The 11,978-nt window shown below is 41.3% G+C and carries 11 protein-coding genes; 9 read left to right on the top strand and 2 right to left on the bottom strand.

Translation table 11 applies throughout. The features are described 5' to 3' along the window. Positions 1-6 precede the first annotated feature (6 nt). Both ABDW32_RS04745 and ABDW32_RS04750 read left to right on the top strand, forming a co-directional pair. Positions 7-1,053: a ferredoxin--NADP reductase gene (locus tag ABDW32_RS04745; RefSeq protein WP_343559953.1), complete on the top strand. Its 1,047-nt coding sequence runs from the start codon at positions 7-9 to the stop codon at positions 1,051-1,053. Between the two features lie 170 nt (positions 1,054-1,223). After that, a complete protein-coding gene (locus ABDW32_RS04750; protein WP_343559954.1) occupies positions 1,224-3,152 on the top strand; it encodes an acetoacetate--CoA ligase in 1,929 nt (642 codons plus the stop codon). A 113-nt stretch (positions 3,153-3,265) separates the two neighbouring features. On the opposite strand, the gene ABDW32_RS04755 is transcribed toward ABDW32_RS04750, so the two are convergent. Next, the gene (locus ABDW32_RS04755; protein ID WP_343559956.1) at positions 3,266-4,873 is read right to left on the bottom strand and encodes an acyl-CoA carboxylase subunit beta; all 1,608 of its coding nucleotides are present in this window, start codon (positions 4,871-4,873) and stop codon (positions 3,266-3,268) included. 152 nt (positions 4,874-5,025) lie between these two features. Here ABDW32_RS04755 and ABDW32_RS04760 point away from each other — a divergent pair, with 152 nt between their 5' ends. Genes ABDW32_RS04760 through ABDW32_RS04770 form a run of 3 tightly spaced genes read left to right on the top strand, consistent with a single transcriptional unit; the run spans position 5,026 to position 7,806 of the window. Continuing rightward, entirely contained in the window at positions 5,026-6,174 is a 1,149-nt protein-coding gene (locus ABDW32_RS04760) for an acyl-CoA dehydrogenase family protein (protein WP_343559958.1), read from the top strand. Positions 6,175-6,180: 6 nt separating this feature from the next. Further along, positions 6,181-7,020: a hydroxymethylglutaryl-CoA lyase gene (locus tag ABDW32_RS04765; protein WP_343559959.1), complete on the top strand. Its 840-nt coding sequence runs from the start codon at positions 6,181-6,183 to the stop codon at positions 7,018-7,020. Between the two features lie 9 nt (positions 7,021-7,029). Further along, positions 7,030-7,806, top strand: a complete 777-nt coding sequence (locus ABDW32_RS04770; RefSeq protein ID WP_343559961.1) for an enoyl-CoA hydratase/isomerase family protein — start codon at positions 7,030-7,032, stop codon at positions 7,804-7,806. On the opposite strand, the gene ABDW32_RS04775 is transcribed toward ABDW32_RS04770, so the two are convergent. Next, positions 7,807-8,280, bottom strand: coding sequence for a hypothetical protein (locus tag ABDW32_RS04775; protein ID WP_343559963.1), 474 nt, complete (start codon positions 8,278-8,280; stop codon positions 7,807-7,809). Positions 8,281-9,026: 746 nt separating this feature from the next. Here ABDW32_RS04775 and ABDW32_RS04780 point away from each other — a divergent pair. Genes ABDW32_RS04780 through ABDW32_RS04795 form a run of 4 tightly spaced genes read left to right on the top strand, consistent with a single transcriptional unit; the run spans position 9,027 to position 11,904 of the window. Then, on the top strand, positions 9,027-9,878 hold the full coding sequence (locus tag ABDW32_RS04780; protein WP_343559965.1) for an ABC transporter ATP-binding protein: 852 nt from the start codon (positions 9,027-9,029) through the stop codon (positions 9,876-9,878). After that, positions 9,862-10,677: a hypothetical protein gene (locus ABDW32_RS04785; RefSeq protein WP_343559967.1), complete on the top strand. Its 816-nt coding sequence runs from the start codon at positions 9,862-9,864 to the stop codon at positions 10,675-10,677. The genes ABDW32_RS04780 and ABDW32_RS04785 overlap by 17 nt, the downstream gene beginning before the upstream one ends. 1 nt (position 10,678) lies before the next feature. Next, a complete protein-coding gene (locus ABDW32_RS04790; protein WP_343559969.1) occupies positions 10,679-11,062 on the top strand; it encodes a GntR family transcriptional regulator in 384 nt (127 codons plus the stop codon). Beyond that, positions 11,059-11,904, top strand: a complete 846-nt coding sequence (locus ABDW32_RS04795; RefSeq protein WP_343559971.1) for a hypothetical protein — start codon at positions 11,059-11,061, stop codon at positions 11,902-11,904. Before ABDW32_RS04790 ends, ABDW32_RS04795 begins: the two co-directional genes overlap by 4 nt. Positions 11,905-11,978 lie beyond the last annotated feature (74 nt).

The raw sequence follows: 11,978 nt of genomic DNA on the forward strand, positions 1-11,978 counted from the left end.
TGAACTATGTATGCATTACGAATAGCAAAGATAATTCCTCAACCCAATAATAATATCACTTTTCAGTTGGAACCTCTTGACGGTAAGTATCCTAGATATAAAGCTGGACAGTTTATTACACTTTCATTTATGTTCGGTGATCGGGAGGTTCGTCGTTCCTATTCTTTTAATAGCTCTCCGGATTATGATGAACCATTAAGTATCACTGTAAAACGTGTAGAAAATGGGGAAATCTCGCGATTGCTTCATCATACGATTGCCGAAGGGGATATCGTTCAGGCTATGGAACCGCAGGGATTATTTACCTATGAGCCTGAGAAATATAAGGTCAGAACTTTATTTCTATTTGCTGCGGGGATTGGTATAACGCCTTTGTATTCCATTCTTAAAACGGCGCTTCTTACGGAGCAGGAGTCCAAGGTTGTGTTGGTTTATAGTAACCGATCTGCGGATCAGACACCATTCCGTGAGGAGTTGGAGGGATGGGCCATGCAATTCCCGGACCGTTTAACGATTATCTGGATTTATTCCAACAGTAAGTATCTAATGAAAGCCCGGCTGAATCGGGATTATATTCTTTCCATTGTCAGGGATCATCTTGTCGGGACCAAAGAGGATGCTTTATTTTACACATGTGGCCCCGTGATTTACATGGATTTATGCCGTTTTACACTTTTGGGGATGGGCTTTGATGCCGACCAGATAAAAAGAGAAACATTTTTATTGCCCGAAAATGAAGAGGATGATGACGATGAATCCGAGAAAGCGATCGATACAACATCGTATCAAATCAGGTTACATTTTCAGGGCAAAAGCTATGATCTGGAGGTCCCGTATAATAAATCTATTCTGGATGTGGGGCTGGAACATAAAATCAAATTACCCTATTCCTGTAAATCCGGAATGTGTAGTACATGCATTGCGCAATGTTCTAAAGGAAAAGTGAGAATGGACTACAATGAAGTATTAACCGATCGTGAAATGGAGAATGGACGGATATTATTGTGTACCGGTCATCCGGTGGTCGAGGGAACCGAAATCGAAGTGCTTTAAAAAAAGCCTGGGTTTATCTTGTTTATTTGATGAATTGTAGGTATTTCAGAATAATATTTCAATAATATAATTGATTTTATTTGTTTGTTCTGTTTTGGGCGCCAATAAAAATTGCATATCAGAGCAAATTTAACTAAGTTTGGGTATAACCGTTTTTATATCCAACTATTATGGGAAAATTACTCTGGAGCCCGACAGAAGAACAAAAATCTCGATCTGAGATCAATAAATTCAAACAGTATATCGAACAGCGATATCAATTATCCTTTGCGTCTTATCATGATCTATGGGCATGGTCAACTGCACATGTTGCTGATTTTTGGCAGGATATTGCAGCTTACTTTAATATAAAATTTCATTCAGATTTTACCAGTGTATTAGCTCTTCCGGCGAACAGGGATGACTTTTTTGGAGCAAAGTGGTTTAGTGGAGCAACGGTAAACTATTCGGAGCATGTATTTCGTTGCGAAACAGATGCCCGACCGGCTCTTATTTTTCAGTCGGAACAGCAGCCTTTGCGCGAGATCTCCTGGAAAGAGCTAAAGGTCATGGTGCTCAGATTACAAATTTACCTACAAAATCAGGGGGTTAGGAAAGGGGACCGGGTTGCTGGGGTGCTGATCAATGGAGTGGAAGCTATCGCGTTGTTTTTAGCTACGAATTCAATTGGGGCGGTTTGGTCCTGCTGTTCTCCAGATTTTGGCGAAGCAAGTATTCAGGACCGTTTTGAGCAGATCGAGCCTAAGGTGCTTTTTGCAAATGCAGATTACTATTACAATGGGCGTCTTTTTGACAAGGAAGATAGCATACGTAAGCTTGCTGGACAATTGCCGTCTTTGACAGCCTCTATTTTTATCGATGATAAAACCTGGCAAATGATCATGCATTCGGACGTTTCACAACATGAGCTTAAGTTTACTGCAGTAGCTTTTGAAGATCCCATATGGATCTTATACTCTTCGGGGACGACGGGAAAACCTAAAGCAATAACACATGGGGCTGGGGGAATGCTGTTGGAACATATGAAAGCACTGGGGCTGCATCAGAATGTGCAGCAGGGGGAAAGGTTTATGTGGTATTCCACAACAGGCTGGATGATGTGGAATTACGCTCTTTCGGCATTATTAATGGGAAATACACTGTGCATTTATGACGGAGCAACGAACTATCCGGATAAATTGAGCCTATGGCGGTTTGCAAAAGAGACTGCTGTGGATCATTTTGGTGCAGGTGCTGCGTACTTAATCTCCTGTCAGGATCAAGATCTGAAAACATTGAATTATACCCCAAAAACAATTGGATCTACGGGTTCTCCGCTGCCGCCGGCTGTCTTTGAATGGATACAACAGCAATTTCCGCAAGCTCAGATTATTTCATTAAGTGGTGGTACAGATGTTTGTAGCGCATTTCTTTCGGGCTGTACATTGCTTGATGTGTATGCCGGCGAAATACAATGCCGTACATTGGGGGCTAAGATAGCTGCTTTTAATGCGGAGGGAATAGACGTGTACGATGAGGTGGGCGAGCTGGTTATCTTGGAGCCGATGCCCTGTATGCCAATCTACTTTTGGAATGATTATTCCAATGAGAAATATTATGATAGTTACTTTGATAAGTATCCTGGTGTTTGGAGCCATGGCGACTGGATTAAGATCACACCGAATGATGGTATCATTATGTATGGACGTTCTGATGCGACACTGAACCGTGGTGGAGTGCGTATCGGAACAGCTGAAATTTATAATGTGTTGAATGCAACGGATGAGGTTCAGGATAGCTTGGTCATCTGTGTTGATCATGAAAACGGTTCTTCTGATATGTTGCTTTTTGTACAGGTCAAAAATGGTGTGCTGGATGATGAACTCAAGGATAAAATAAAGAGGTCTCTTCGAAGGGAATATAGTCCCCGGCATGTGCCGGATGAAATTTTTGAGGTTTCCGCTATTCCTTATACCTGGAGCGGGAAAAAGCTGGAACTACCTATTAAAAAGATCTTCTCCGGTATAGCTGTTGATAAGGCCGTCTCAAAAGATGTCATGCGAAATCCAGAGGCAGTGGATGGATTTGAAATTATCAGCAAAACCTGGCGTACGTTGTAAACAACATCAGTTTGTTGAGTCCTTTAAAAAAGCCCGCCTGCATCATACGGTACAGGCGGGCTTTTTATTACTTGAGCTAGTGTTGTCTGCTCATTTTTCCTAATATATGCTACTTATACCTGAATTACCCCCACATTGTATCGCTCAACAATAGGTTTTTCGTTAGCGGCTTCTATTCCCATGCTGATAACTTTTCTGGTTTCCGCAGGGGCAATAATTCCATCGACCCAGAGTCGGGCAGCGGCATAATAAGGGCTTAATTGTTCATTATATCGATCTTCAATAGATTTCAATAGTATATTCTTTTCTTCTTCATTGATTTCATTTCCTTTGGCCTTCAATGCGGATTCCTGGATTTGGAATAGCGTTTTGCCGGCAGCGGCGCCGCTCATGACGGCCATTTGGGCGCTTGGCCAAGCATAGATCAGCCGCGGATCATAAGCCTTGCCACACATCGCGTAATTTCCCGCTCCATAGCTGTTGCCTACAATGAATGTAAATTTGGGTACGACAGAATTTGCCATTGCATTGACCATTTTGGCACCATCTTTAATGATTCCACCTTGTTCCGATCGGCTGCCGACCATAAATCCAGTGACATCCTGAAAGAAGACGAGTGGAATGTTTTGTTGGTTGCAGTTCATGATAAAGCGAGCAGCTTTATCCGCGGAGTCGCTGTAGATAACACCGCCCATTTGCATTTCCATGGCATTTCCGGGCTTCTTCGCTTTAATGATTTCCCGTTGGTTGGCGACGATACCCACAGCCCAGCCATCTACACGTGCAAGTGCGCATACAATGGTTTTGCCGTAATCGGGTTTGTATTCCTCCAGTGTTTCCGCATCAACAATCGCTTCGAGGACATCTTGCATGCGGTAAGGTTTGGTCCGATCCTCCGGAAGGATTTCTATAATTTTTTCGGGGTCTGTTTTTGGAGGTAGGCTTTCCTTCCGGTTGAAATTAGCCTTTGCATGTCCGCCGATTTTATCAATTACGTTTTTAATGGCCGTAAGGCAGCTTTGGTCGTCGGGAAATTTATTGTCTGTGACACCTGATATTTCGGAATGTGTGGCGGCGCCACCTAGTGTTTCGGCATCTACATTTTCTCCAATAGCTGATTTAACCAAGTATGGGCCTGCCAGGAATACAGATCCAGTACCTTCAACGATGAAAGCATAGTCCGACATAATGGGTAGGTAGGCCCCGCCTGCAACACAGCTGCCCATGATCGCGGCAATCTGTGGAATGCCCATGGACGACATGCGCGCATTATTACGGAATATTCGCCCAAAGTGTTCTTTGTCGGGGAAGATTTCATCCTGCATTGGCAGAAAAACACCTGCGGAATCCACCAGATATATGATCGGAAGGTTGTTTTCCATGGCGATCTCCTGTGCACGCAGATTTTTCTTGGCCGAGATCGGAAACCAAGCCCCAGCTTTTACGGTGGCATCGTTCGAAACAATAACGCAAAGTTTGGATTTGACATAACCCAATACAGCTGCACAGCCTGCATTGGTACAGCCGCCATGTTCTTCGTACATACCTTCCCCAGCAAACATACCGATTTCGAGGTATTCCCGATCTGGATCCAGTAAGTAGGTTATTCTTTCCCATGCCGACAGTTTACCTTTCTCCTTCAGTTTTTTGATTTTATCGATGCCACCACCGAGTTTTAAATTTTCTCTTTTTTGGCGAAGTAATGCGAGCAGCTCCTTCATAGTTTATAATTCTGGTTTAAAAGCGATGTAATTAAGAATTTCTTATTTTTAGATAAATTTAAAATAAAATTTTAAAATATTTGCAATTTTATTCCTAAATATTTTGATATATTTGAATTGTATTACCGATTGTAAATTTAATATTCATGCTTATGTTTATTGAAAATAAACAACAAATGGATATGATCAGACAGAGTGCACGTGATTTTGCACAGTATCATATCAAACCTTATGTGATGGAATGGGATGAAGCCCAACTATTTCCAATAGAAGTTTTTAAAAAATTGGGTGAACACGGTTTCATGGGTATTATCGTTCCCGAGGAATACGGAGGTTCGGGCCTAGGTTATCAGGAGTATATTACCGTACTGGATGAAATCTCCAAAGTTTGTGGATCGATCGGACTTTCGGTGGCGGCACATAACTCGTTATGTACCAATCATATTTTGAGCTTTGCCAATGAAGAGCAGAAGAAACGTTATCTTCCGAAACTGGCTACTGCGGAATGGATCGGTGCTTGGGGCCTTACAGAGACTGGTTCAGGTTCGGATGCTGGTGGTATGACCACTTTTGCCGAAAGGGATGGTGACTATTACGTGTTGAATGGCTCGAAGAATTTCATTACACATGCTATTAGTTCGAGTGTCGCTGTTGTAATCGCCAGGACAGGGCAAAAGGGTGACAAAAAGGGAATGTCCGCTTTTATCGTTGAAAAGGGTACGCCAGGGTTTACCGCAGGAAAAAAAGAAAACAAACTGGGTATGCGTGCTTCGGAGACGGCATGTTTATTTTTTGATAACTGTAGAATTCATAGCGATCAGCTCATTGGTGAGGAAGGTCAGGGATTTGTACAGGCGCTGAAGCTTCTGGATGGCGGAAGAATCTCCATTGCGGCCCTTTCCTTGGGAATTGCGCGCGGTGCTTATGAATGTGCCCTAAAATACGCACATGAAAGGGAGCAGTTTGGCAAGAAGATTTATGATTTTCAGGCGGTTTCATTTGCCTTGGCAGAGATGGCTACCCAAGTGGAGGCGAGTGAGCTATTGACCCGTCAGGCGGGTTATCTCAAAGATCATGGTGAGCGCGTATCCAAAATTGGCGCGATGGCTAAACTGTACGCTTCTGAAGCGGCTGTAAATGTTTCTAATGAATCTGTACAGATTTTTGGTGGATATGGTTTTACAAAAGACTATCCTGCGGAAAAGTTCTTTCGAGATGCCAAACTATGTACGATAGGTGAGGGGACTTCCAGTATACAGAAAATGGTGATTGCCCGCGAAATTGAAAAAGATATTTTATAGTACAGTATGAAAGATCAGGTTGTATTGGTCGATTGTCCACGAGATGCCATTCAAGGGCTGCATAATTTTATTGCAACAGATAAGAAGGTTGAACATATCAATACGCTGATAAATAGCGGTTTATTTGATGTGATTGACTTTGGTTCTTTTGTTTCTCCAAAGGCGGTTCCGCAATTGGCTGATACAAAAGAAGTCCTGCATGGTATTTTGAAGAACGATCGGGTAAAGTTATTGGCAATTGTCGCTAATCTGAGAGGTGTTCAAGAGGCTGTTCAGGCGGAGAAAATAGATTTTATAGGTTATCCATTTTCGATATCAGAAACCTTTCAGTTGCGCAATACGAATAGGGGGCTGGATGATTCTTATCAGCAATTGAAGGAAATGAAAGTCCTGGCTGATACCTATGGTAAGACGTTAGTAGTGTATATTAGCATGGCTTTTGGCAATCCTTATGGTGATTTCTGGTCGGTAGATCTGGTCAAAGAATGGATCGATCGGCTTATGCAACTGGGGATAGTGGAGTTTTCTCTGGCTGATACGACTTCAGAGGCGAATGTCGGACAGATTGCTGAGCTCTTCGGTCTTGTCCGGACGCGTTATCCGCAGCTCGCTATCGGGGCGCATTTTCATGCCAGGCGAGAGGATAGCCTAGCAAAGGTTCAGGCCGCCTACGATGCCGGCTGCCGTAAGTTTGAGGGGGCATTATTGGGGTATGGTGGATGTCCATTTGCCAAAGATGATTTGGTTGGAAATATTCCATCGGAAATTTTGCTGGATTTTTTCGGTAGGGGGAGTTTGGCAGAAAAGATGGCTTTGGAGAATAGCTTTAGACAGATGATCTTGTAGATAGAATAAATGGAAAAATTGAATTTCATAAAGGTACAGCGCGAACAGCATGTATTTATATTGACGCTGGCGCGATCGGAAAAAAGGAATGCTTTTAGTCCTACCATGGTGAGTGAGATTGCCTATGCTTTGGCATTGGCTAATGCAGATCCGGAGGTTCGTCTGATACAGGTTGAAGCGGAAGGTCCCGTATTTTGTGCCGGAATGGATCTCAAAGCTTTTGAAGATCCCTCGATCGATGAACTTAATCCCCGGATTCCCAAGGTCGAGAAATCGCTTGCTGAACTGTTTGCTGATTTAAATAAGCCGTCCATATGTGTTGTCCGGGGCGATGTGATTGCAGGTGGCTTTCTAATTGCCTTATCCTGTACCTATTTATTTGCTACGCCACAGGTGCGATTTTCGTTGCCGGAAGTGAAGATCGGCCTTTTCCCTTTTCAGGTATTGGCCTTGCTCCTGGAGTATATGCCCGAACGGAAAGCAATGGATCTTTGTATTCAAGGTAGGTCTTTCTCTGCGGAAGAGGCGCTGGAAAAGGAATTGCTTTATGCAATTTTGGAGCCGGGGGAAGTTGAATTGGACGCATTGAAAAGCGCTATTGTAGCGAATGCGCCTTTGGCTATCTCCAGGGGCTTTGGCGCGCTTCGTAGATTAAAAGAAGGTACATTGACGGATAAATATGCATTTCTTTTGGATGAGCTTGCTAAACTTCGTCAGACAGCTGACTTCAAAGAAGGGATGGCGGCAATGCGCGATAAACGAAAAGGGGAGTGGAAGAATAACTGATCAAAAAGAACGGAAGCTTGGTCTACTGGTCAATGGAGAAAATTCCCAGGGAATGGAACTTAACACGATCAGTAATGCGAGACCAAACCAAATGAGTAAAATTTTGAAACGTCGATCATCTGTATCGGCGTTTTTGCTTTTTAGGCTACCGATAAGCAGAAAGACTGCGACGAGAATCATCATGCTGCTATGCTCCATACCGAAAAAACGGATCTGTCGTAAGTGTACAGCCGTTTTGAAATGCGTCAGAAAATACTGTGTAATCGGGCTTAATATATAGAGTATGATGCCCAATAATGCTTGCATATAAAAAGCAATAATGACCGCCTTTTTTAGGAAACTATCAGTAGGGGTGAAGGGGAGTCCTTTCTTTTTTTGATAGGCAAAACGGAATAAACTAACCATAAGAGTGATCAAAGCAACCCATCGCCAGGTAGAATGCAATGCTAAAATAAAGGCGTAAATAGAAGTCATATTGTACAAAGATGAACATAAAATACATTAAAAAACATATTTAGTTAGGCTATTATTGGGACAGCAGCTAAGCAGATTCAGATTAAAAATGATTGCTGGGTGTTATTGTCGCATGGGAAGGTGGTAAAAACAGGCTTGAATCTGATATGATTTTTTTATTTATATAATATTATTTATAGATTTGATTATTAATTTATTATGATTTATATATGTTTGATATTAACTTAAGGTTAATCGACTTTTTGGTGCTCCAGATGCCGTTTTTGACAGATTATATCTGGTAGCCAGCTCAAAAAAGGAGAGTAAGTTCCGGTTTTAATTGACTTCATTACGTTAGCTATGTGATATGTGTCTTTTTTGGTACTTTTTAAACGATTTAAGAGGTTTTTATTGCACTATTGTACCTTCACTCAATTGAAATAAAAAAGTATCTGTAATGCGCTAATTTTTGGTTTTTCGTATGGAGACGGTTTCAAATAGGTACTAATAATAATGCATGATGAGCTTAAATATTCATTATGAATTTCATAATTGTTTTATTTAACTGTCTTCTTATCAGTATATCTGTGTTCATTATGTAAACTTATTGTTTGCCGTTCTTTCTGGTTTTTAGCTTTACAATCAGCTGTCAGGCTAGCGACGAAGTAGCCTTTTAAAGTGATAACAGTTTTATTTTTTTAACATATTTTTTGGAATCATCAAGAATTAGTATCTATATTAGTGTATTAATTAAATAATACAGTAGTATGATTACTATCCAAAATCTAAATTTCAGTTATAGTAAGTCCAGGCCACTCTTTCTTCAAATGGACCTCAGCTTGAAGCAGGGGCATATCTATGGATTGCTTGGAAAGAACGGTGCGGGCAAGTCTACCTTGCTAAAAAATATTGCCGGCTTGGTCTATCCAGTTTCTGGGGTGGTTGAAGTCTTGGGACACAACCCCGCACGACGGGAGCCTTCTTTGTTACGGGAGATCAGTTTTATTCCGGAGGAATTTTATTTGCCTGCGGTAAAGTCGGAACAATTTCTAAAAGCCAATGCGGGATTTTATCCCAATTTTGACCGGGAATACTTCTCCCGCTTGATTGCGGAGTTTGAAATTCCGGTAGAACAAAAATTGGCGGAGATGAGCTATGGGCAGAAAAAGAAATACATTATTTCCTTTGGTTTGGCTTCCAATACGAAGATCATTATTATGGATGAGCCTACGAATGGTTTAGATATCCCTTCTAAAGTGCAGTTTCGTAAAATTATGGCTTCGGCCATCACGGATGACCGTTGCGTAATCATATCAACCCATCAGGTACGTGATCTGGATAATCTGATTGATGCGGTCATTTTGCTTGATGAACATAAGGTGGCGTTGAATGCTTCTGTTAACCTGATTACGGATAAGCTATGTTTTAAAAAGATGAAGGAACTGTCTTTGGATGTGCTGCATGCGGAGGAGGCGCTTGGGGGCTTCAATGTGATTCTTCCAAATACACTAGCGGAAGATTCCAAACTGGATCTGGAGCTGTTGTTCAATGCTGTTTTGCAACAAAAAGAAAAAATTACAAATCTCATTAAAGTCGATGAATATGTCAAACCAGTTTAATGCTACACGTTTTTTTGCGCTGATCCGTAGGCAATGGATCGGTTTTGGACGAATATATCTGATGTCAATAGGTGTGATCGCGGGCGTAATTTTTTGTTTTTATGCGTTTAATGTGGGTACCAATTATGATCGTCTTCAAAATGATGCTGCACATGCCTATTCAATATTGAATTTTAGATCGCCTTTATTCTGTGTATTGGGTTTGTTTTTTGTGACGGTGATCTCAAGCAGTTATTTTGCTGATCTTGGACGTAAGACTAGGGCAATTTTTGAACTGATGATACCGGCGTCGCAGCTGGAAAAATTTCTGGTCGGTATTTTTTATACGCTGCTCGTGGGGATCAGCTCGTATTTGCTGATTTATTACCTGATCGATCTAGTCTTTATTTCCTATTTGCGGGGTTTTGGTCCATCCATTAGAACAGAGATAAATGAGCTTGGTGAGCAGGTCACAGTAGAATTTTGGCAATACTTTTTTAGCGTGGATTATCCAAGCGGCGCATATTATACCTGTTTTTTACCTTTCGTATTGAATGCCATATTTTTAATGGGGGGTATTATTTTTAAAGGTTATCAATATATTAAGACCGCGATCTCACTTGTTCTTTACTGTGTGGTCTGGATGTCTTTTTTTGTGTATCTCATGAAAACACAAACGGAAAATACAGTGGGGCGCATGGATGATAATTATTGGTCAGATTCAAATCACATCTTTGCATTAATTACAGTGACGGGGATCGTGCTCACATTGATATTCTGGGGGATTGCCTTTTTAAGGTTAAAAGAGAAGGAGATTTAATATGGAATTTAATGCCAACAAAGCGATTTATCTACAGATTGCGGAATACATATGTGATCATATTTTAATGGAAACCTGGAAAACGAACGACAAGTTGCCGTCGGTACGGGAGCTGGCGGTGCAATTGGAGGTTAATCCGAATACAGTGATGCGGACCTATGATATGCTGCAACAGAAAGAGATTATCACAAATAAACGCGGAATCGGATTTTTCTTGACCGCGGATTCTGTCCGGAACGTTAAATCTCATCGGAAGACGGTTTTTTTGGAAGAGGATCTTCCATTGTTCTTTCGGAATATCTATTTATTGGAAATTGGTCTAACTGAATTGGAACAACGTTACAAGCAGTTTGTTGAACAGAATTTTAATCAAAATGAATCATGAAATTAAGTACTAAATTATTGATAGGGCTCGCGATATTACTTTTTATTGTTCCGACATTGGTAGCCTCTTATTTTGTTCGGATCAATAGGGTCGATGCAAACATTTATCATGCAAATGTAGAAAAGGAGGTGTCAAACCCTGATGCGGCAGATGTTTATTTTCGGTCGTTTCCTGTTGGGAAATTTGATAAGCTGCAAATCCTTGGTTCAGATGCCAGGGGGATAAATTTACATGTGGTAAAAAGTGATAAGTTTATGGTGAAGGTCAATAAGAGCCAGGCGGATTTTGTAAAGGCGAAGATAGAAGCAGATGGTGTTTTGGCGCTGGATTTTTTGGAAGGCGGCGATAAGTATTATAAGTCGGTTTATATTTTTACCCCTGATCTGAAAAGCGTAACATTGAAGAAAGCGGATATAAACGAGTTTTCCGCAAAACTTGATGAGTTCACTATTGTTGGTGATAGTGTTGAGAATTTCACTTTAAGTGGAGAAACGGCCATCAATACGCTCAATTTGGTTTTGACAAATTCGCATATAGATGATTTCGGATACCGTGACGATAAAAATACCGCGCCTGCCAGTCATTTACGCGTTGATATCACAAATACCAATCTGGGGCTGCCGCGGGTGGATTATAAAACCGCTGATATTCTAGCGAAGAATTCGGAGGTCTATTTTAATAGAAAAGGAGATAAATCAAGAGCCGATGTTTTGGATATCAAAACGGAAGGTGTGTCTTCTGTCCGCCTTGATAGTTTGCAATGGAATACCTTGAAAGGACGTTTGTCAAATGATACAAAAATTGATTTGCCAGTCCATGCATTGCGTAATCTAATCAAATAATCTTTCGTGTTGATATTGTTAGCAAGGTCTTGCGAACAGGTACCTGCTATGTAAAAGCTCAAAATTCCATTTGT

Origin of the sequence: Sphingobacterium sp. (assembly GCF_039596235.1) — a bacterium.
GTDB lineage: Bacteria > Bacteroidota > Bacteroidia > Sphingobacteriales > Sphingobacteriaceae > Sphingobacterium.

Bases quoted from the DNA above. Each gene is read 5' to 3' on its own strand.
- ABDW32_RS04745 (WP_343559953.1), top strand. From the start codon at position 7: ATGTATGCATTACGAATAGCAAAGATAATTCCTCAACCCAATAATAAT.
- ABDW32_RS04750 (WP_343559954.1), top strand. From the start codon at position 1,224: ATGGGAAAATTACTCTGGAGCCCGACAGAAGAACAAAAATCTCGATCT.
- ABDW32_RS04755 (WP_343559956.1), bottom strand. From the start codon at position 4,873: ATGAAGGAGCTGCTCGCATTACTTCGCCAAAAAAGAGAAAATTTAAAA.
- ABDW32_RS04760 (WP_343559958.1), top strand. From the start codon at position 5,026: ATGTTTATTGAAAATAAACAACAAATGGATATGATCAGACAGAGTGCA.
- ABDW32_RS04765 (WP_343559959.1), top strand. From the start codon at position 6,181: ATGAAAGATCAGGTTGTATTGGTCGATTGTCCACGAGATGCCATTCAA.
- ABDW32_RS04770 (WP_343559961.1), top strand. From the start codon at position 7,030: ATGGAAAAATTGAATTTCATAAAGGTACAGCGCGAACAGCATGTATTT.
- ABDW32_RS04775 (WP_343559963.1), bottom strand. From the start codon at position 8,280: ATGACTTCTATTTACGCCTTTATTTTAGCATTGCATTCTACCTGGCGA.
- ABDW32_RS04780 (WP_343559965.1), top strand. From the start codon at position 9,027: ATGATTACTATCCAAAATCTAAATTTCAGTTATAGTAAGTCCAGGCCA.
- ABDW32_RS04785 (WP_343559967.1), top strand. From the start codon at position 9,862: ATGTCAAACCAGTTTAATGCTACACGTTTTTTTGCGCTGATCCGTAGG.
- ABDW32_RS04790 (WP_343559969.1), top strand. From the start codon at position 10,679: ATGGAATTTAATGCCAACAAAGCGATTTATCTACAGATTGCGGAATAC.
- ABDW32_RS04795 (WP_343559971.1), top strand. From the start codon at position 11,059: ATGAAATTAAGTACTAAATTATTGATAGGGCTCGCGATATTACTTTTT.